General features: G+C 72.4%; 17 protein-coding genes. 15 read left to right on the forward strand and 2 right to left on the reverse strand.

The window, feature by feature from the left end:
* Positions 1 to 68: 68 nt before the first annotated feature.
* The 15 genes from BM142_RS20115 (at position 69) to BM142_RS20185 (ending at position 18,590) form a co-directional block, all read left to right on the forward strand.
* Positions 69 to 1,568 carry an alpha,alpha-trehalose-phosphate synthase (UDP-forming) gene (locus BM142_RS20115; RefSeq protein ID WP_092202590.1) on the forward strand — a complete coding sequence of 500 codons (1,500 nt, stop codon included), beginning with the start codon at positions 69 to 71 and terminating at the stop codon, positions 1,566 to 1,568.
* On the forward strand, positions 1,565 to 2,308 hold the full coding sequence (gene otsB / locus BM142_RS20120) for a trehalose-phosphatase (RefSeq protein WP_092202592.1): 744 nt from the start codon (positions 1,565 to 1,567) through the stop codon (positions 2,306 to 2,308). The genes BM142_RS20115 and otsB overlap by 4 nt, the downstream gene beginning before the upstream one ends.
* 310 nt (positions 2,309 to 2,618) lie before the next feature.
* On the forward strand, positions 2,619 to 4,226 hold the full coding sequence (locus BM142_RS20125) for a methyl-accepting chemotaxis protein (protein ID WP_092202594.1): 1,608 nt from the start codon (positions 2,619 to 2,621) through the stop codon (positions 4,224 to 4,226).
* A 291-nt stretch (positions 4,227 to 4,517) separates the two neighbouring features.
* Positions 4,518 to 6,164, forward strand: a complete 1,647-nt coding sequence (locus BM142_RS20130; protein WP_092202641.1) for a methyl-accepting chemotaxis protein — start codon at positions 4,518 to 4,520, stop codon at positions 6,162 to 6,164.
* 409 nt (positions 6,165 to 6,573) lie between these two features.
* A complete protein-coding gene (locus tag BM142_RS20135; RefSeq protein ID WP_092202596.1) occupies positions 6,574 to 8,187 on the forward strand; it encodes a methyl-accepting chemotaxis protein in 1,614 nt (537 codons plus the stop codon).
* 409 nt (positions 8,188 to 8,596) lie between these two features.
* Positions 8,597 to 10,210 carry a methyl-accepting chemotaxis protein gene (locus BM142_RS20140; RefSeq protein ID WP_092202598.1) on the forward strand — a complete coding sequence of 538 codons (1,614 nt, stop codon included), beginning with the start codon at positions 8,597 to 8,599 and terminating at the stop codon, positions 10,208 to 10,210.
* Between the two features lie 182 nt (positions 10,211 to 10,392).
* On the forward strand, positions 10,393 to 12,864 hold the full coding sequence (locus BM142_RS20145; RefSeq protein ID WP_092202600.1) for a chemotaxis protein CheA: 2,472 nt from the start codon (positions 10,393 to 10,395) through the stop codon (positions 12,862 to 12,864).
* Position 12,865: 1 nt separating this feature from the next.
* A complete protein-coding gene (locus tag BM142_RS20150; RefSeq protein WP_092202602.1) occupies positions 12,866 to 13,324 on the forward strand; it encodes a chemotaxis protein CheW in 459 nt (152 codons plus the stop codon).
* Positions 13,325 to 13,550: 226 nt separating this feature from the next.
* A complete protein-coding gene (locus BM142_RS20155; protein WP_092202604.1) occupies positions 13,551 to 14,441 on the forward strand; it encodes a hypothetical protein in 891 nt (296 codons plus the stop codon).
* 434 nt (positions 14,442 to 14,875) lie between these two features.
* A complete protein-coding gene (locus BM142_RS20160) occupies positions 14,876 to 15,997 on the forward strand; it encodes a protein-glutamate methylesterase/protein-glutamine glutaminase (protein ID WP_092202606.1) in 1,122 nt (373 codons plus the stop codon).
* Positions 15,994 to 16,818, forward strand: coding sequence for a CheR family methyltransferase (locus BM142_RS20165; RefSeq protein WP_092202608.1), 825 nt, complete (start codon positions 15,994 to 15,996; stop codon positions 16,816 to 16,818). The genes BM142_RS20160 and BM142_RS20165 overlap by 4 nt, the downstream gene beginning before the upstream one ends.
* A 2-nt stretch (positions 16,819 to 16,820) precedes the next feature.
* Positions 16,821 to 17,204: a response regulator gene (locus tag BM142_RS20170; protein WP_092202642.1), complete on the forward strand. Its 384-nt coding sequence runs from the start codon at positions 16,821 to 16,823 to the stop codon at positions 17,202 to 17,204.
* Complete coding sequence (locus BM142_RS20175; protein WP_092202610.1) at positions 17,201 to 17,746, forward strand: chemotaxis protein CheX; 546 nt, start codon at positions 17,201 to 17,203, stop codon at positions 17,744 to 17,746. Before BM142_RS20170 ends, BM142_RS20175 begins: the two co-directional genes overlap by 4 nt.
* Positions 17,743 to 18,105: a response regulator gene (locus tag BM142_RS20180; RefSeq protein WP_092202612.1), complete on the forward strand. Its 363-nt coding sequence runs from the start codon at positions 17,743 to 17,745 to the stop codon at positions 18,103 to 18,105. The genes BM142_RS20175 and BM142_RS20180 overlap by 4 nt, the downstream gene beginning before the upstream one ends.
* Positions 18,102 to 18,590: a hypothetical protein gene (locus tag BM142_RS20185; protein WP_092202614.1), complete on the forward strand. Its 489-nt coding sequence runs from the start codon at positions 18,102 to 18,104 to the stop codon at positions 18,588 to 18,590. The genes BM142_RS20180 and BM142_RS20185 overlap by 4 nt, the downstream gene beginning before the upstream one ends.
* A 96-nt stretch (positions 18,591 to 18,686) precedes the next feature.
* Here the strand turns inward: BM142_RS20185 and BM142_RS20190 are convergent, their stop codons facing one another.
* Together BM142_RS20190 and BM142_RS20195 are read right to left on the reverse strand one after the other, a co-directional pair.
* Positions 18,687 to 19,145 carry an ATP-binding protein gene (locus BM142_RS20190; protein ID WP_092202616.1) on the reverse strand — a complete coding sequence of 153 codons (459 nt, stop codon included), beginning with the start codon at positions 19,143 to 19,145 and terminating at the stop codon, positions 18,687 to 18,689.
* 85 nt (positions 19,146 to 19,230) lie between these two features.
* Entirely contained in the window at positions 19,231 to 20,886 is a 1,656-nt protein-coding gene (locus tag BM142_RS20195) for a SpoIIE family protein phosphatase (protein ID WP_092202617.1), read from the reverse strand.
* Positions 20,887 to 20,892 lie beyond the last annotated feature (6 nt).

The following is a 20,892-nucleotide window of genomic DNA, read 5'->3' on the forward strand; positions in this document are numbered from 1 at the left end:
CCCCCACGGGCGGTGCGGCGGGACCCGGAGGGCGGGAGCGATCGCGGCTCAGTAGGGTCGTGGGCGGTATGGCGGACAACAGCGAGCACACCGAGCCGGGCGTCGGAGCCGACAGCCCGGTGGTGGTGGTCGCGAACCGGCTGCCGGTCGACCAGGTCACCGGGCCCGACGGGAAGCCCCGCTGGCAGCGCAGCCCCGGCGGGCTCGTCACCGCGCTCGAACCCTTCGTCGCCGGCCGCGGCGGCGCGTGGGTCGGCTGGTCGGGATCCGCCGGCGAGGCACCGGAGCCGTTCGAGTCCGGCGGCATGTCGCTCATCCCGGTCGCCCTCACCGACGACGAGGTGGACCGCTACTACGAAGGCATGTCCAACGCCTCGCTGTGGCCGCTCTACCACGACGTCGTCGAGAAGCCTGAGTACCACCGGAACTGGTGGGACACCTACGTCCAGGTGAACAAGCGGTTCGCCGAGCGGACGGCGGAGGTGGCGGCGGAGAACGCGATCGTCTGGGTGCACGACTACCAGCTGCAGCTGGTCCCGGCGCTGCTGCGCCAGCAGCGGCCCGACCTCACCATCGGGTTCTTCCTGCACATCCCGTTCCCGCCGTACGAGCTGTTCACCCAGCTGCCGTGGCGCTCCGCGATCGTCGAGGGGCTGCTCGGTGCCGACCTGGTCGGCTTCCAGCGTCCCTCTGCGGCGGCGAACTTCGTCCAGCTGGCCCGCCGCCTGCACGACCTGCCGTCACGCAAGAACGTCATCGAGTACGACGGCCGCACGGTGACGGCGAAAGCCTTTCCCATCTCGATCGACGTCGCCGCCTTTGACCAGCTGGCACGCTCACCGGAGGTGCTGGCCCGGGCGGAGGAGATCCGCAAGGAGCTCGGCGACCCCGAACGGATCATCCTGGGCGTCGACCGGCTGGACTACACCAAGGGGATCAGCGTCCGGCTCAACGCCTTCGAGGAGCTGCTCGAGGACGGACAGGTGGAGACGCCCGGCACCGTGCTGGTCCAGGTCGCCACGCCCAGTCGGGAGCGGGTCGAGCACTACGTCAACATGCGCGAGACCATCGAGCAGCAGGTCGGCCACATCAACGGGGTCTTCGGTTCCATCGCCGGGCCGGCGGTGCACTACTTCAACCAGTCGATGCCGCGGGAGGAGTTGGCCGCGCTCTACCGCGCCGCCGACGTCATGCTCGTCACCCCGTACCGCGACGGGATGAACCTGGTGGCCAAGGAGTACGTGGCGGCCCGCTCCGACCTCGGAGGGGCGCTGGTGCTGTCGGAGTTCGCCGGTGCCGCGGCCGAGCTGAAGCAGGCGTTCCTCGTGAATCCGCACGACATCGCGGGGGTGAAGAGCCAGCTCCTGCGCGCACTGCGGGTGGACTCCCGCGAGGCCGCCTCGAGGATGCGGGCCATGCGGCGTCACCTGGCCAAGAACGACCTCGAGCACTGGGCGTCATCGTTCTTCGACGCGCTGCGCGACCAGGACGGCGGTCAGCCCAGCGGCCGTGCCGTCGGGCGGGCGGCCACGCCCCTCTCCACCGGTCGCGGCGGGGCGCAGGGATGACGTCGGCGTCCGAGGAGCTCGACGCCGCGCTCGTCGCCCTCGCCGGCCGGCGGCCCCTGCTCGTCGCCAGCGACTACGACGGCGTCCTGGCGCCGCTCGTGGGCGACCCGTCGGCTGCCGTGCCGCAGCCGGGGGTCGCCGAGGTGCTTCCCCGCCTCGCCGCGGTCGGGGGCGTGACGGTGGCGCTGGTCAGCGGCCGTGGGGTGGCCGACCTGCAGGGCACCAGCGGGCTGTCCGGTCCCTACCGGTGGGTGGGCAGCCACGGCGCGGAGTTCGACGGCCCGCTGTCCGGCGACCAGGCCGACCGGCGGGATGCCCTGGCGGCCCGGCTCGCCCCGCTGGTCTCGGCCGTGCCCGGTGCGCGGCTGGAGGTCAAGCCGGCGAGCGTGGCGGTGCACGTCCGCGAGGTCGCCGACCGCGCGGCGGCAGCGGACCTGCTCGCGGATGCCCGGCGGGCCACTGATTCGTCACTGACGCTGAAGCCGGGCAAGGAGGTGCTCGAGGTCGCGGTCACCGATGCGGACAAGGGCAGCGCCCTGACCCGCCTCGCCGGCGAACTCGGTGCCGCCGCGACCCTCTACCTGGGCGACGACGTCACCGACGAGGACGCCTTCCGCGCGCTCGGACCCGCCGACGTGACCGTCAAGGTGGGCGACGGGCAGACCGACGCGCGCCACCGGGTGGCGGACACCACGGAAGCGCTCGCCGTGCTGGAGCGACTGGCCGACCTGCTCGACTGATCCCTGCCGTGTCGCGGACGGCGGAAGAGGACGAAAGTCCCGAACGGGCGCTCACCGTCTCCCCGGGGTCGACATCTCGCCCCCGTACCCGGCATCCGCGCAGGTCGGACCATTCCCGCGCCATTCTGCGGCGCACCTCAGGAAAGTGCCGTGTCGACATGTCACGGTGCGGAATGCGCTGACCCGACCTGGTCGTCACGATTCATCTCGACCATAGGGCCTCAAGCCTCGCCGGGTGGCTGGAGTGACCACACTTTCGGTGTCCCGCCATCCGGCACGCGCACAAATTCTCATCCCAGGACGGTCCCTCGTGAATGCCCCTCCCTCCCCCTCTGCTCCCGGCCGGCGAGCCGGCTGGTTCGCCGACCGGCCGCTGGCAGTGAAGTTCGGTGTCCTGACCGGCGCCGTGGTCCTGTCCTGCGGCGGAATGCTCGGCTCGATGCTCGTGGGCAACGCCACCGTGAGCGACGCGAGCGCCGAGCTCGCCAACCTCGAGGACGCGCAGGCCCTGGTCCTGCAGCTCGACACCCGCGCCAGCGAGCTGAAGGTCGACGGCTTCAAGGCCATCGTCCGCCCCGACCCCGCCGCGCAGCTCGCGGAGCTCGCCGACGACATCGCCACCCCCGAAGCCCTGCTGGCCGAGCTGGCGACCATCGAGCTCACCGGCGAGAGCGCCGAGACGGTGGCCGGCCTGGCCGAGAGCTACGGCTCGTACACCGACGCGATCGGCGCCTTCGTGAATGGGGCAGTCGCCGACCAGGCGAGCGCGCTCCTCCGCTGGGAGGACATCCAGGCCGCCAACGACCTCACCGACGGAGCGGTCAGCGCCGCGAAGGACGCGCTGGACGCCGAGAGCGAACTGGCCCAGCAGAAGCTCGACGACGCCATCGCCCAGTCTCAGCTGGTCAGCCTGCTCATCGCGCTGGCCGGGCTCGGGCTGATCGGTGCGGTCAGCTGGCTGACGATGCGGTCGATCACCCGGCCCGTCAGCAAGGTCAAGCTGGCGCTGGAGGCTCTCGCCACCGGTGACCTGACCGTCCGCAGCAACGTCACCTCCCGTGACGAGGTGGGCCAGATGGCCGCCGCGCTGGATGCCGCCCAGGCGAGCCTCCGGGAGGTGCTGTCGGGAGTGGTCTCGTCCGCCGACGCCGTGGCGGCGTCGTCGGAGGAGCTGTCGGCGTCATCGGCGCAGATCTCGGCGTCGGCCGAGGAGACCTCGGCACAGTCGGGTGTGGTCTCGAGTGCTGCGGAGGAGGTGTCGCGCAGCGTGCAGACGGTGGCCGCGGGAGCAGAGCAGATGGGTGCCTCGATCCGGGAGATCGCCTCCAACGCCGCCGAGGCCAGCGAGGTCGCGGCCCGCGCCGTCACCGCCGCGGGGACGACCACCGCCACCGTCGCCAAGCTGGGCGAGTCCTCCGCGGAGATCGGCAACGTGGTCAAGGTGATCACCTCGATCGCCGAGCAGACCAACCTGCTGGCGCTCAACGCCACCATCGAGGCGGCCCGGGCCGGGGAGGCCGGCAAGGGCTTCGCGGTGGTCGCGAACGAGGTCAAGGAGCTGGCGCAGGAGACGGCCAAGGCCACCGAGGACATCGCCAAGCGCGTCCTCGCCATCCAGGGCGACACCACCGCCGCGGTGGCCGCGATCGAGGAGATCTCCAGCATCGTCGCGCAGATCTCCGACCGCCAGACCACCATCGCCTCCGCAGTGGAGGAGCAGACCGCCACCACGAGCGAGATGTCGCGGTCGGTGCAGGAGGCGGCGAACGGTACCGGCGAGATCGCCACGAACATCACCGGCGTCTCCACGGCGGCGGAGTCGACCACCCAGGCGCTGGCCCAGACCCGCACCGCGGTCGACGAGCTGTCCCGGATGGCCGCCGGGCTGCGCACCACCGTCGGGAAGTTCACCTACTGACCGGCGCACCACCGGACGGCGTCGTGCAGCGGCGCTGAGCCGGACGGCGGACACGGAGCGCGCGACCCGACGGGTCGCGCGCTCCTCCGCGTTCTCGGTGCCGCCATTTCGCGTCGACTTGTCCCCCGTCCGAGAAAGGTGACCCACCGAATTCGCCCGGGAACACGACACGCATGTCTCAGCGCTAAGCAATTCGCCCGACGGCCTGCACCATTTCCTCGCGACGCACCACGCGTTCCGCCGATCCCGGCAGTACCGGGAGGCGCACCGACGTTCGAGGAAATGGGCACCATGTCAAAGGCACGAGGAGCGCAGTACCGAGAAGGCGCCCCGACCCGTCACTGGTACCGGGACCGCGGCATCGCCACCCGGATCTTCGCCATCGGCGCCGCGCTGGTGCTTGGCACGGTGGCCGCCACCGTGGCCGGCGTCCAGGGCACCCAGCGGGTGGGCGAACTGCACGAGGAGTCGACGGCTGCCGTCGCCGTGCAGCGCACCGTGGAGCAGGCGCGCTACGACCTGCTCTGGGCCGCCAACTGGCAGAACATCACCGCCTGGAACGCCCGGGTGGTCGGGGGCGAGACCGCGGCGGCGCCGGACGGTGACAACCTGGCGAACTACCGGGACGGCGCCGAGGGTTTCGAGCGGCTCTTCGAGATCGACCGCAGCCAGCTCGACGCCGACGCCGAGGCCAGCCTGGCGGTCATCCAGGAGAACTGGACGGCCATGAGCGAGTACAACGACCAGATCTTCGCGCTGTGGGCCCAGGGGCGGCTCGACGACGGCGACGCGCTGTCCACCGGCGACAAGTGGGACGTCTTCTACGTCCTGGACCAGGCGATGGTCGAGCTGGTCGAGTCCGTGGACGCACGCGTCGCTCAGACCGAGGCCGATGTCGCGGAGGCGACGACCGACACCATCATCACCTCGCTGACCGTGTCAGCCCTCGCCGTCCTGCTCGGCGGTTCCCTGGCGTGGGTCGTCTCACGGGGGATCGTCCGCGGCGTCCGCCAGGTGCGGGTCGCCCTGGACCGGCTGGCCGCCCGCGACCTGACCGTCCGGCTGCCCGTCCGGGGCGCCGACGAGGTCGGCCAGATGGCGGCCGCGCTGAACACGGCGGCCGAGACGATGGCGGAGACGATCGAGGACATCGTCTCCTCCGCGGGGGCCGTCGCCTCGTCGTCGGAGGAGCTCAGCGCCTCCTCGGCCCAGATCTCGGCGTCGGCGGAGGAGACCTCCGCGCAGTCGGGGGTGGTGTCCGGTGCCGCGGAGGAGGTGTCGCGCAGCGTCGCGACGGTGGCTGCCGGTGCGGAGCAGATGGGTGCCTCGATCCGGGAGATCTCGCAGAACGCCGCCGAGGCCAGCGAGGTGGCCGGACGAGCGGTCCGGGCCGCGGAGAACACGACCGCGACGGTGGCCAAGCTGGGCGAGTCCTCGACGGAGATCGGCAACGTGGTGAAGGTGATCACGAGCATCGCCGAGCAGACCAACCTGCTGGCGCTGAACGCCACGATCGAGGCGGCCCGTGCGGGCGAGGCCGGCAAGGGCTTCGCGGTCGTGGCCAACGAGGTCAAGGAGCTGGCCCAGGAGACGGCCAAGGCCACCGAGGACATCGCCCGCCGGGTGCAGTCGATCCAGGGCGACACCACCGCGGCGGTCGCGGCGATCGAGGAGATCTCCAGCATCGTGGCCCAGATCTCCGACCGGCAGACCACCATCGCCAGCGCGGTGGAGGAGCAGACGGCGACCACGCAGGAGATGTCGCGCTCCGTGCAGGAGGCGGCCAGCGGCACCGGGGAGATCGCCGCGAACATCACCGGCGTCTCCACCGCCGCCGGCTCGACCACCCAGGCGCTCGCCCAGACCCGCACCGCGGTCGACGAGCTGTCCCGCATGGCGGCAGACCTGCGGACCAGCGTCGGGAGGTTCACCTACTGACGTCCAGAGCCCGGGGGCGTGGGTGACGTGGGAGCGCGTGGCCGGGCACGGTGATTCGCTCCCGCCGCTACCGGATGTCATGCCAGGTCGACAGCAACGGTGCGGTGACCGATCCACGTCGCACCGGGGGCCGGGCGAACACCCTTCCCACTCTCGCGGCGCGGACCATTCAATGGGGCACCCCGCGTCCGGATGGGCATCGTCTTGTCGACAGCATCGAGAAGGTCGCCGACCTTTTTCGCCACCGTTCGCGACACGGGCGAGAACGACGATCGGGAGTCCTGATCCCTCTCCTAGTTTTCTGGCAGTCGCGCCCGGGCCGGTCGACGCGAATGGTCATCGATCGGTGACCTGTCCGGCCGGGCGCCCACCGAATCGGCACACCCGCAATCCTCGGAAAGAGAGAGCAATGAGCACGAGCCGTGCCACCCCCACCCGGTGGTTCCGCGATCTACGCGTCCCCGTCAAGATCACCTCAGCCGTCGCGGTCGCCGTCGCGGTTGCCATCGCCATCGGCGTCATGGGCCTGAGCTCGCTGTCGAAGGCGGCCGAGCGGACGGAGGCCATGCACAGCTACAACGTCGTCGGCACCCAGCTGGCCGAGGAGATGCGGTACCAGCTCATGAACGTGCGTTTCACGAGCACCAGCCGCTCCTACGCATCGACCCCGGAGCTCAAGCAGGGCTACACCGAGGACCGCGAGGCCGCACGGGAGGCCCTCCTCGCCGCCGGCCAGGAGTACCTGGACCTCCCGGGTCTCCCGGCCGAGGAGGCGGAGCTCGTGCGGGGTGTGCTCGACGGCGTCGAGCGGTACTTCTCCCTCGCCGGTGAGATGGACGCGCTGATGGCCGCCGGGCGGATCGAGGAGTTCAACACGAAGCGGTCCACCGAGATCGCACCGCTCACCGAGCAGATGGTCGCGAACCTGCAGGCTCTCACCGAATCCCAGATGACGTCTGCATCGGCCGCCGCGGACGCGGCTGAGAACAGCTACGCGTCGACCCGTACCGCGCTGATCGTCGTCCTCGTCGCAGGCGCGCTGCTGGCGGTCGCCGTGGGTGTCGTGACAGCTCGGGTCATCACCCGGCCGCTGGTCCGGGTGCGTGCGTCCGCAGCCCGGCTGGCCGAGGGGGACCTCTCGCAGCCGACCGGTGTGGACCAGCGGGACGAGGTGGGCCAGATGGCCGCCGCCCTCGACTCCGCGCAGGAGAGCCTGCGGTCGGTGATGGCCTCGGTGGTCGCCTCGGCCGATGCCGTGGCGGCCTCCTCGGAGGAGCTGAGCGCGTCCTCGGCCCAGATCTCGTCGGGTGCGGACGAGACCTCCGCGCAGTCCGGGGTCGTGGCCAGCGCCGCGGAGGAGGTCTCGCGCAGCGTGCAGACGGTCGCAGCGGGTGCAGAGCAGATGGGCGCCTCCATCCGCGAGATCGCCTCGAACGCGGCAGAGGCCAGCGAGGTGGCCGGCCGTGCGGTGGACGCTGCGGCGACGACAAAGGCCACGGTCGACAAGCTCGGAGAGTCCTCGGCCGAGATCGGCAACGTGGTCAAGGTGATCACCTCGATCGCCGAGCAGACGAACCTGCTGGCGCTGAACGCCACGATCGAGGCGGCCCGTGCGGGCGAGGCCGGGAAGGGCTTCGCCGTCGTGGCCAACGAGGTCAAGGAGCTGGCGCAGGAGACGGCGAAGGCGACCGAGGACATCGCGAGGCGCGTCCTGGCCATCCAGGGCGACACCACCGCCGCGGTGGCCGCGATCGACGAGATCAGCTCGATCGTCGCGCAGATCTCCGACCGGCAGACCACCATCGCCTCGGCGGTGGAGGAGCAGACCGCGACGACGAACGAGATGTCCCGGTCGGTGCAGGAGGCCGCCGACGGGACCACGGAGATCGCCACGAACATCACCGGCGTCTCGACCGCGGCGGAGTCGACCACGCAGGCGCTCACGCAGACCCGTACGGCGGTCGACGAGCTGTCCCGGATGGCCGCCGACCTGCGCACCACCGTCGGGAGGTTCAGCTACTGATCTGCCCTCGCTCGCCCGTCGGGGTGGTGACCGGTCCCCCGGTCGCCACCCCGACGTCGTTCGCGGGGTCCGAGGGCGGATGGCCGGCGGCGTGCGGGCGCGCCCCGGAGGTGCGGACTCCATTCCCGGAGGCGGGTCGGTGCGCGGGTCCAGGGAGTTTCATCCCACAGCGCATCCAAGACTCGATGCCGCAAACAAATGGCGTCATGTCGACACGACAAATGCGGTCAACCACCAATCTTTCCGGGGGTTCGCGACACGCGCCATATCGGACGAACCTGACTCGGTGATGCCCTACCTTTCGGCCTGTTACTCCCCCGCACACCGGATGGGCCGCACCGGCCACATCCATTCCGGCGCGACGAAGCCCCGTCCGCCGTGCGCGCCCATCCCATTCCTGGAGAAGACCATGACCGTTCCTGCCAACTCCACCCGCTCCGGTCGGGCTGGTTGGTTCACCGATCGCCCGATCGGCGTGAAGATCGGCGCCGCGCTCGCCGTGCTCGCCATCGTCGCGTTCGGGCTGACGGCACTGGCTGTCCAGCGGATCGGCACCCTGGCCGACGCGGGCGACATGCTCTACGAAGACTCGATCGTGCCGCTCGAGCGTCTCGGTGAGGCGCAGCGGACGTTCCAGGGGATCCGCGCCCGGAACAACGTGTTCGGCATGTCCGACGCGACGGTGCAGCAAAGTCTGCGGGCGGACCTGCAGGCCCGTCAGGAGCAGTTCGCCGGCGAGATGCAGGTCTACGTGGACACCCTGGGGAACCCGAGCGACTTCGCTCCGGTCCAGGACGCGGCGGACGCCTACTTCACCGTGGTCGAGCAGCAGCTGTACCCGGTCGCCGCGAGTGGCGACCTCGTTGCCGCCCAGCAGGTCGTCAGCGGCCCGCTCGCCGAGACCGGGCGGGCTCTGTCGGACGCTTTCGGTGACGAGCAGGCCCGCCAGGGCGTGGACGCCCGGGCGGACGCCGCCGAAGGTCAGGAACTGGCCTCATCGGCGCGCTACACGCTGTGGATCGCCCTCGCGGTCGGTATCGGCGCCGCAGCGCTGCTGGCGTTCCTCGTCGTGCGGCAGCTCATCACGACCGTGCGGTCGGTGCAGAAGTCGGTGGACGCTCTCGCCGCCGGCGATCTGACCGTGGCCCCCGAGGTGAACTCGGGTGACGAGCTCGGGCGGATGGCCGCTTCGCTGGGCCGTGCACAGGAGAGCCTGCGGACCGTGCTCGGTGGCGTGGCCGCCTCGGCGGACGCCGTGGCGGCCTCGAGCGAGGAGCTGTCGGCGTCGTCGGCGCAGATTTCGGCCTCGGCCGAGGAGACCTCGGCGCAGTCCGGTGTGGTGTCCTCGGCGGCCGAGGAGGTCTCCCGCAGCGTGCAGACCGTCGCCGCCGGCGCCGAGCAGATGGGCGCCTCCATCCGCGAGATCGCCAGCAACGCCGCCGAGGCCAGCGAGGTCGCGGCCCGCGCCGTCACCGCCGCCGAGACGACCACCGCCACCGTCGCCAAGCTCGGCGAGTCCTCGGCCGAGATCGGCAACGTCGTCAAGGTGATCACGAGCATCGCCGAGCAGACCAACCTGCTGGCGCTCAACGCCACCATCGAGGCGGCCCGTGCGGGCGAGGCCGGCAAGGGCTTCGCCGTCGTGGCCAACGAGGTCAAGGAGCTGGCCCAGGAGACGGCCAAGGCGACCGAGGACATCGCCCGCCGGGTGCTGTCGATCCAGGGCGACACCACCGCCGCGGTCGCGGCGATCGAGGAGATCTCGACCATCGTCGCGCAGATCTCCGACCGGCAGACGACCATCGCTTCGGCGGTGGAGGAGCAGACGGCCACGACGAACGAGATGTCGCGGTCGGTGCAGGAGGCTGCCGGCGGAACCACGGAGATCGCCAGCAACATCACCGGCGTCTCCACGGCGGCGGAGTCGACCACGCAGGCGCTCACCCAGACCCGCACCGCGGTCGACGAGCTCTCCCGCATGGCCGCCGACCTGCGCACCACGGTCGGCAACTTCACCTACTGAGCGCGACATCCCCGGACGGGCCGCATTCCGCCCGTCCGGGGGTCGGCTCCGCCCCGCGGGTGCCGATAACTGCATCGACGGCGGTGCCGGGCGGATTCACCTTCACTCCGCCCGGCACCGGCCGATGACCCAACCGGACCGGTTCCCGACCGGTTCGCGACGTGAGAGAGAAGGCACCAACGGTGGACGGTCTTGACGACATCGTCGAGGAGTTCCTGGTCGAGAGCCACGAGAACCTCGACCAGCTGGACTCGGACCTGGTCGCGCTGGAACAGGACCCGAACTCGCGCGAGCGGCTGTCGAGCATCTTCCGCACGATCCACACGATCAAGGGCACCAGCGGCTTCCTCGCCTTCAACCGGCTCGAGGAGGTGACCCACGTCGGCGAGAACATGCTCTCCCGGCTGCGGGACGGCGAGCTGGCCCTGACGCCGATGCGCACGAGCGTCCTGCTGCGGATGGTGGACACCGTCCGCGCCCTGCTGACCGCCATCGAGGCCAGCGGCGGCGAGGGTGGGGTCGAGGTCGCCGACGTCGTCGCCGCGATCACCGCGGCCATGGAGGACGCCCCGGCTCCGGCCGCCATCCCGGCCCCCCGGGCCGAGGCGCCGGCCAAGGCCCCCGCGAAGGCTGCGGCGAAGGCCCCCGCCAAGGCTGCGGTGAAGACGACCGCCGCGAAGGCCCCGGCGAAGGCCACTACCGCCAAGGCCCCGGCGAAGAAGACCACCGCGCGGAAGCCGGCGACCCGGCGCGCGGCCACCACCCCGGCGGCGTCCGCCACTGGGCCGCAGGACGACGCCGTCGCGGACGTCCTCGCCGACGAGCTGCCCGAGGGAGCCAACGCAGTCATGCCCGAGCCCACCGTCGAGAAGCCGGCCGCGCCGGCTCCCGCCGCCGACCAGGCCGACGCCGAGACCCCCTCCGGCGGCGGTGACGGCCAGACCCGGCGTGGCGTGGCCGACAGCACCATCCGCGTCGACGTCGACCTGCTCGACGAGCTCATGCTGCTCGTGGGCGAGCTGGTGCTCACCCGCAACCAGATCGTCCAGAACGTCGCCCGCCAGACCGACACGGACCTGATCCGCGCCTCCCAGCGGCTCAACCTCATCGCCAGCGAGCTGCAGGAGGGCGTCATGAAGACGCGCATGCAGCCGATCGACCACATCTGGTCGAAGCTGCCGCGCGTCGTCCGCGACCTCGGCATCCAGTGCGGGAAGTCGGTCCGCCTGGAGATGGAGGGCAAGGACACCGAGCTCGACAAGACCCTGCTCGAGGCGGTCAAGGACCCGCTGACGCACCTGGTGCGCAACTCGGTCGACCACGGCATCGAGGCGCCCGAGGCCCGCAAGAAGGCCGGCAAGCCGACAGAGGGCGTCCTCACCCTGCGCGCCCGGCACGAGAGCGGCCAGGTGGTGGTCGAGGTGGCCGACGACGGCGCCGGCATCGACCCCGTCAAGCTGGGCGAGAAGGCGGTCCAGCGGGGCCTCGTGACGCCCGACGCGCTGACCCGGATGAGCCCCACCGACATCCTGCAGCTGATCTTCCTGCCCGGTTTCTCCACCGCTGCCGCGGTCACCAACGTCTCCGGCCGCGGCGTCGGCATGGACGTGGTCAAGACCAACATCGAGCAGATCGGCGGCACCATCGAGGTCGAGTCCGACGCCGGTGTCGGCACGGTCTGCCGGCTGCGCATCCCGCTGACGCTCGCGATCGTCCCCGCCCTGACCGTCGAGTGCGCCGGCGACCGCTACGCCATCCCGCAGATCAGCCTGCAGGAGCTGGTCAGCCTGGACGCCGAGAAGGCCGCCAACGCGGTGGAGGAGGTCGGCGGCGCGCAGGTCTACCGCCTCCGCGGCGAACTGCTCCCGCTGGTCCGGCTCACCGACGTGCTCGGGCTGACCTCCGAGCGGCACGACGGGCACGTCGTCATCGCCGTGCTTCGGTCGGAGGGGCGCCGCTTCGGCCTCGTCGTCGACCGGGTGATCAACACCGAGGAGATCGTCGTCAAGGCCGTGGGTGGCCAGATGAAGGCGATCGGCCTCTACTCCGGGGCGACCGTCCTCGGTGACGGCACCGTGGCCCTGATCCTCGACGTCCAAGCCCTGGCCCGCCGGGCCCTGCGGGCGGAGACCAACGAGCGCCAGGAGTCGCAGAAGGCCGCCGCCCACGCCGCGGCGGCGAGCGAGACCGAGCGCCAGCGCATGCTGCTGGCGGCGATCGGCGGCGGCCGGCGGGTGGCCATCCCGCTGGACACCGTCACCCGCCTGGAGCAGGTGCGGACCGACGCGGTGGAGAAGGTGGGCAACCGGGAGGTCGTCCAGTACCGCGGCGCGATCCTGCCGATCGTGCGGCTCGACCGGCACCTCGGCGCCTACGGCGAGACCGACCGCGAGGTGCTCGAGGTCATCGTCTACGCCGACCACGGGCGCAGCGTCGCGATCGTCGTCGAGGAGATCCTCGACATCGTCGACGGCGAGGCGGCCGTCCGCAGCGACATCGACGACCTGGGCCTGCTCGGCTCCGCCGTCCTCGGCGACAAGGTCACCGAGCTGCTCGACGTGCGCGCCGCGATCCTGGCCGCCGACCCGGCCTTCTACTCCTCCCCCGCCCCCACGACGCCCGACGGCGTCCCCGCCTCACTGCTGGAGGTCTGACGTGACCGCGCCCGCCCACGCCCCTGCCCCCGCCCCTGCGACGAGCGGGCAGCTGGCCACCTTCCGGTTGGACGGGGACCTCTACGGCATCGAGGTCGAGCACGTGCAGGAGGTGCTGCGCAGCCAGCAGCTCACCCGGGTGCCCCTCGCCCCCACCGCCGTGGCCGGCCTGATCAACCTGCGTGGTCAGGTGGTGACCGCGATCGAGCTGCGCGAGCGGCTCGGCCGGCCGCCGCGCCCGGAGGGGACCGACCCGGTCGTGATCGTCGTCCGGCTGCACGGTGAGGCCGTCAGCATGCTGGTGGACTCGATCGCCGACGTCGTCGACGTGGACGCGGCCGACTTCGAGGCGCCGCCGGACACGCTCGAGGGCCAGGCCCGCGACCTGATCCGCGGCGCCTACAAGCTGCACGGCCAGCTGCTGCTGGCCCTGGACGTCCAGAAGGCCGTCAGCGCCTGAACGAGGACCCAGCTGCCCCGCCCGGCCCCCGCCCCCGGCCTCGCGCGGACGGCGGGGGCCGGTGGCGTTTCACGGGAAACCGATGACTGAGAGCGACGAGGCATACACGGAGGAACACCGAACACGCGACCAGTGCGCCGTTCCCCTCCCGCGAAGGGGTGACGGTCGCATGGCGTTCCGGGCCGATCACCGTCAGCATGGGGGGAACCCACCTCAGGAGGCGACCGTGCCCTACTCCCTGGTCAGTGCCGCGACGCTCGGCTTCGACCTGGTGCGGCTGCCTGCCGGCCGTGCCGTCGCCGGCGTCCTCCTCACCGGTCTGGGGGCCGACGCGGGTGCGCTCGCCGGCCTCGCGGGCGTGCACCCGGGCCGCGGGCTGAGCCGCGAGGAGCGGGGCGGGCACGCCGTCCGTGGCCGGCGCGCCCGGGAGCTGGCCGTCTCCGTGCCGCACCTGCGCAGCGCCGCCGCCGGCGACCGCGCCGCCGTGCTGGTCGCCCAGCTCGAGCAGGGCACGATCGGCGACGCCCCCACCCTGGAGCGGCTGCTCCGGGACGACGTGCTGGGCCCGGAGCACGACGCCGCCGGCGAGCTGGCCACCGAGGAGCGGGACGAGGCCACCGCCGTGCTGGCCGACGCGGCGGTCGGCTACTGGGCCGCCGGGGTCCTCCCGCCGCTGGCCCGCCACGAGTTGACCGGCCCCTACGAGCTGGCCGTGGAGCGCGGCCTGGCCGGCGTGCCGGAGGTCGGTACCGACCTCGGCCCGTCCGCCGACGCGCTCGCCGGCCTGCTCGACGGCATCCGCACCCTCGACGACGCCGGCCGGGGCGCCTGGCGCACGGCCGTGGACGAGGGCCGGGCCGAGCACCGCCCCTGGGCCACCGCCATGCACGAGGCGTCGTGGGCGGCGCACGTCTCGGGCCGGACCCGCGCCCTCGCGACGGCGCAGCTGCATGCCGTGCAGGCGTTCGTCGACGGCGGGTTCGACCGGCACGACGGCGCCGCGGGCGTCTGGAACGCCGTCGCGGGCTGCGTGCAGGGCATCGCCATGGCCGACCTGCTGGACGAGGGGTCGCAGGCCGTCCTGCAGGCGCCCTGGCGCCGCGTCACGGGGGCCTGAGCCCCTCGCAGCGTCCCGGGGGCCACGCCGGCTGCGCGGCTCCCCCAGCCGGCCGGTCCGCTCGCCGCATCGCCGCGGCGGTGGGCGCCGGTCGCTGCGCGACACCCGGACGCCGGCCGTTCGGCGGGCCGGCGTCCTGACCTGCGCCGACGCGGTGTCGGGCCGGCGACCGCACGCCATTGTCGACACGTGGCCGAATTGCTCACTCGACCATTCGGGAACGGTCATCGCGGAATTGCGTAACGAGTTCGCGGTCGCCCTTTCCTTTTGGTTGCGCACACCCGAAGCTCTTCCCTGACGGCACCGCGGACGGCGTCTTCCACGCCACCCGGGAAAAGGATCATCGAACGCCCGCTCAAGGGCTGCTCGCCGGTGCCGATACAGAACAGGACAGCCTGCCGGGCTGAGCCCTGCGGGGAAACTGGAGGACACGCGTGAACCCGATCCGGGTGATGGTCGTCGACGATTCCGTCGTCGTCCGGAAGATCGTGACCGACGTCCTCTCCGCCGACCCGGACATCGAGGTCGTCGGCACCGCGGTCAACGGCCGGATCGCCGTCGGCAAGCTCGAGCAGCTCAAGCCCGACCTCGTCACGATGGACATCGAGATGCCGGAGATGAACGGCATCGAGGCGGTCCGCGCCATCCGGGGCATGCGCAGCCGGGTGCCGATCGTCATGTTCAGCACGCTGACCGAGCGCGGCGCCTCCGCCACCCTGGACGCCCTGTCCGCCGGCGCCAACGACTACGTGACGAAGCCGGCCAACGTCGGCAGCGTCGGGCAGTCGATGGAGAGCGTGCGTCAGCAGCTCATCCCGAAGATCAAGGCACTCACCGGCCGGCCGGTCGCCGCGGGCCCCACCCGCGCCGCCGCGCCGGTGCCGCCCCCTCCCCCCGGCGCGCCCCGCACCGGCCCCGGCAAGAAGCCCGCCGTGCTGGTCATCGGCTCGTCCACCGGGGGGCCGGAGGCGCTGGCCAAGGTGCTCCCCCAGCTGCCCGCCGCGCTGCCCGTCCCGGTGCTCGTGGTGCAGCACATGCCGCCGGTGTTCACCCGGCAGTTCGCCCAGCGCCTGGACCGGCTCTGCCCGCTGCGCGTGGTGGAGGCCTCCGACGGCACCACGCTGCTGCCGGGCACCGTCCACCTGGCGCCCGGCGACCACCACCTCGTCGTCCGGGGATCGGCCCGCGGCGGCCGGCAGCCGCTGCACACCGGGCTCAACCAGGGCCCGCCGGAGAACTTCTGCCGGCCGGCCGTCGATCCGCTCTTCCGCTCGGCCGTGACCGCGTTCGACGGCGCCGTGCTGGCCGTCGTCCTGACCGGCATGGGCGCCGACGGCCGCAACGGTGCCGGGGAGATCCGCGCCGCAGGAGGCACCGTGCTCGTCCAGGACCAGAACACGTCCGTCGTCTGGGGGATGCCCGGGGCCGTCAGCCAGGCCGGTTACGCCGACGAGGTGCTGCCGCTGGAGCGCATCCCGGAGGCCATCGCCCGGCACCTGTCCGGCGTCGTCCCGCCCTCCCGCCCGGTCGCGACCCTCGCAGGCGGTGCCCGATGACCCTCACGACGACCAGCTTCGACTGGGTGCGCGCGCTCGTGCACAAGGAGAGCGCGATCGTGCTCCAGCCGGGCAAGGAGTACCTCGTCGAGGCGCGCCTGCTGCCCATCGCGCGGGAGAAGGGCATGCCCGACGTCACCCAGTTCGTGGAGTCGGTGCGCACCCGGCCCGACGCCGACTGCAACCGGCGCATCGTCGAGGCGCTGACGACGAACGAGACCTCCTGGTTCCGGGACGGCGACCCGTTCACCGCCCTCACCTCGACGGTGATGCCGTCCCTGCTCGCCGCGCGCGGACCCAACGAGCGGCTGCAGATCTGGTCGGCCGCCTGTTCCAGCGGCCAGGAGCCGTACACGATCGCGATGCTCCTGGAGGACGCCCTCCCCAACGCCGCCACCCGCGTCTCGATCACCGCCACCGACCTCTCCCGCGAGATGGTCACGCGGACGCGGGCGGGGCGCTTCTCCCAGCTCGAGGTCAACCGCGGCCTGCCCGCGCCCATGCTCGTCCGGCACTTCGTGCGGGCCGGGAACGAGTGGGAGGTCGCGCCGGCGCTGCGCCGGATGGTCACCGCGTCGGAGTGCAACCTGGCGGCGCCGCTGCCCCGCATGGGCCCCTTCGACGTCGTCTACCTGCGCAACGTCCTCATCTACTTCGACCTGCCCACGAAGCAGGCGATCCTCCGCCGCGTGCGCGACCTCATGCGCCCCGACGGTTGGCTGTTCCTCGGTGCGGCAGAGACGACGCTCGGGGTGGACGACTCCTGGGAGCGGGTCGTCGTCGGCCGCAGCTCCGCCTACCGCCCGCTGAAGGGAAAGTGATCGTGCGCGCTCTGGTGATCGACGATTCGAAGGTCATGCGCCGGATCGTCGCCGGGATCCTCGAGGGTCTCGGCTACGAGGTGCAGCAGGCCGGCCACGGTCGCGAGGGACTCGACGTCCTCGAGGGCGGCTACGTCCCGGACCTGGTCTGCGTCGACTGGAACATGCCGGTCATGGACGGGCTCCAGTTCGTCTCCGCCGTCCGCTCCAACCCGGCCTGGCGGCAGGTGACGATCATGATGGTCACCTCCGAGAGCGAGCACGGACAGATCGTGCGCGCCCTGGCCGCCGGCGCACACGAGTACGTCATCAAGCCGTTCACCGCCGACGCGATCCGCGACAAGCTCGCGCTCCTCGGCCTGCTGCCCGAGGAGGTCGTCCTGTGACCGGGTCCGTCACCGACACCGGCGATCGGCGTCGCACCAGCGACGCGCCGCTGCTGATCACCGAGCTCATCGACGAGGAGACCGTCCAGAGCATCGCGCAGGAGGCGTGGTCGGCCCTGATCGGGGACGACGAGTTCCTCGTGCCGCTGCCCGGCGGGCTCCCGGACGATGCGGTCAGCTCGTGGGTCGAGATCGTCGGCGCGTGGAGCGGCTCCGTCGTCCTCACCTGCGGCCGCTCGACGGCCGAGCAGCTCGCCCGCTGCCTGCTCGCCGAGCACGCTCCCCCGGTGCTCGACGCCGAGGACGTCCAGGACGCCCTGGGCGAGCTCGCCAACGTCGTGGGAGGCAACGTCAAGGCCGTCCTCCCCGGCCACTCCGTCCTCGGCCTGCCCGAGGTGGGCTCGGCACCGGAGCCGGGCCCCGACGCCCTCCGCGTCGATCTCCTGTGGCGGGGCCAGTCCCTGACCATCACCGCCCAGGGCTCCGCCGGAGCCCCGACCGCCCGCACGAACAACCAGTACGAGAATGAGGTGCCGCTGTGAAGATCCTGGTCGCCGACGACAGCCGCGTCATGCGGCAGATCGTCATCCGCACCCTGCGCCAGGCCGGTTACGACGACCACGACATCGTCGAGGCCGAGGACGGCGCCGACGCGCTGGCCAAGGTGTCGTCGGAGAAGCCCGACCTGGTCCTGTCCGACTGGAACATGCCCAACATGAGCGGCATGGAGTGCCTGCAGGCCATGCGCGCCTCCGGGTCCGCCGTCCCGTTCGGCTTCGTCACCTCGGAGGGGTCTCCCGAGATGCGGGAGAAGGCCGCCTCGGCAGGGGCGCTGTTCCTGATCGCCAAGCCCTTCACCGAGGACACCTTCAAGGAGCACCTGGACGGGGTGATCGCATGAGCACCGGAACGGTGCAGTTGCCCGCCCCGAAGGACGTCCGGGACATGCTGACCGGTCTGGTCGGCAAGCCGGTGGCCGTCGACGCCGGCGGGCCGGTGACCCCGACCCCCGACAAGCCGGTCTCCGTCGCGGTCTACGTCGACCCCCAGATGGCCATCAACGCCCTGTGCGTGATGGACCTGGGTGCCTCGGCCTACACCGGCGCCGCGCTCGCCCTGCTGCCGCCCGGCGGTGCGCAGGACGCCGTCGAGGAGGACGGCGAGCTCACCGGCATGCTCGTGGAGGCGCTGCACGAGGTCGTGAACGTGCTGTCGGCGCTGTTCAACGTCCCGGGTGCACCGCACTCGAAGCTGCACAAGCTGTACGCGCCCGGCGAGGACCTGCCCGGTGACATCGAGGGCATGCTCGCCAACTTCAACCGGCTCGACCTCGCCATCGAGGTCCCCGGGTACGGCAAGGGCGGCATCTCCCTCGTCCTGCCGTGACCATGATCAGGTGACCTGATCATCGGGCGTCCTCCCTCACGTCCCACGGTGAGGGAGGACGCTCCACGATCAGGTCAGCTGATCATCGACGCCGGCTCAGGTGAGGGCGGGGTGGCGGTCCTCGACGGCGGCCGGCAGGCAGGCCCACACGTGCTTGTGCCCGTCGTCGACGTACCAGCCGTGGGCCACCGAGAGCCGGGCCACCAGGTGCAGGCCCATGCCGCCCTGGGCCGGATCGCGGTCCACCGCGGGCGACGGCATGCTCTCCGGGGCCCGGTCGCTCACGTCCAGCAGCCACCCGCCGCTGCCGGCCACCACGGTCGCCACGACCGGGCGCTCACCGTGCCGCAGCGCATTGGAGGCCAGTTCGTCGAAGGCGAGCACCAGCCGTTCGCCGCCGGAGTCCTCGTGCGGATGCGGCGGCTCGGTCGCACCGAGCCGGCTGCGCAGCGCCGCGCGGGCCTCCGGCAGCTGGTGCAGCCCCGCGAGGTGCCAGCGCCAGACCTCGCCGCGCCCGTCCGGGAGCGGACGCAGTGGCCACGCCAGTCGACCCATCGCCCTCTCCCCCGGTTGTCGTCCTCCGCAAGCCGAGGTGCCCAGCCGCTCCGCGCGTCAACCGCGCACCGCCGTGCTTCCTGCCTCACTCCCGCGGCGCACGCGCCAGCCGGACGGCCACGAGGGCGACGTCGTCCTCCGGGGTGCCGCGCAGCATCCGGTGCAGCACGCCGTCGCAGAGCGTCTCCAGCGGGCGCCCGGCGAGCTCGCGCAGGTGCGCGGTCAGCGCCGCGGAGCCCTCGTCCAGGGTGCTCCCGCGGCGCTCCACCAGCCCGTCGGTGTGCAGCAGCACGGTCGCGCCGGCCGGCAGCGGCACCGTCGACTCGGTCCGGGAGGCGGTCGGGTCGATCCCCAGCATGAGGTCGCCCAGCATCCCGCCCAGCACCGTCACCGTGCCGTCCGGCGACAGCACGACCGGCGGTGGGTGCCCGGCGTTGGCCCAGCGGAGCACTCCCCCGCCGCTCCCGTCGCACTCGAACCGCGCCACGGCCGCCGTCGCCAGCGTCTGCTCGTGCATCCGGGCCATGGCCTCGTCCAGCCCGTGCAGCACCTCGGCGGGCCCCGCCCCGCTGTAGTGGGCGATCCCGCGCAGCAGGCCACGGAGCTGCCCCATGGCCGCCGCGGCCGCCGTGTCGTGACCCACGACGTCGCCGATCACCACGACCAGGGAGCCGTCCCGCTGGAGGAAGGCGTCGTACCAGTCCCCGCCGACGCGCGCGGCCTCGGCCGCCGGGACGTAGCGGACGACCACGTCGGTCTCCCCCAGGGCCGGTGGATCGGTGAGCAGGCTGCGCTGCAGGGCCTCGGCGAGCTGCGCCTGCTGGCTGTGCCGGTGCACCCGCGCGATGGCCCGCGCCGCCTCGGCCGCCACCTGCCGGGCGGTGTCCATGTCCTCGTCGGTCGTTCCCCGGCCGCGGTCCTGGTAGAGGGTCAGGACGCCGACGGTGCGCGACCCGGCGGTGAGCGGGAGGACGACGGCGGTCTCGGGGGCCAGCGCCGCGAGCAGCTCGCGGGCGGGCCCGTCCGGCATCAGCCGCAGGACCGCGCCGACGGACTCGGTGACCGGCGTCCCGGACTGCAGGGCCTGCGCGACCGGCGAGGTCCCGGGCAGCGTGGCCAGCCGGACCTGGGTGTACCGGTCGATGAGCGGCCGCCGCACCGGGTCGTGGTGCCACGAGCCGACGTCCCGGGCCCGCCCCTCCCGGTCGACCAGCGTGACGATGCAGGCGTCGGCCAGGACCGGCACCACGAGCTCGGCCAGCCGGCCGAGCGCGGACAACGTGTCCCGCTGCCCGGACAGCTCGGCGCTGACGCGGGAGAGCAGCGCCGCCCGGGCCGTCGCCCGCCGGGCGGCGTCCTCGGCCCGCCGCCGGTCGGTCACGTCCAGGACGTAGAGCGCCAGACCGTCCGGGCCCGGCCACACCCGCACCTCGAACCACCCCTCCCGGCCGCCCGGGAAGGACGCCTCGAAGGTCAGCGGGTGGCCCGTCGCCACCGCCGTGCGGTAGCCGGTCTCCACGACGCCGCCGACCAGGTCGGGGAAGACCTCCCAGAGGGACTCCCCCTCCAGCCGGGCCCGGGGGCGCCCCATCAACCGCTCGGCCTCGGCGTTGACGTAGCGGAACCGCCAGCGGGCGTCCAGGACGCAGAACGCCGCCGGCATGGTCTCGAGGAACTCCGCCAGGGTGGCGTCCGCACGCGGTGCGACGCCCTCCCGCTGCCGGAACTCCCGCTGTGCCACCTCGGC

This window comes from Blastococcus tunisiensis (genome assembly GCF_900112815.1).
GTDB lineage: Bacteria > Actinomycetota > Actinomycetes > Mycobacteriales > Geodermatophilaceae > Blastococcus_B > Blastococcus_B tunisiensis.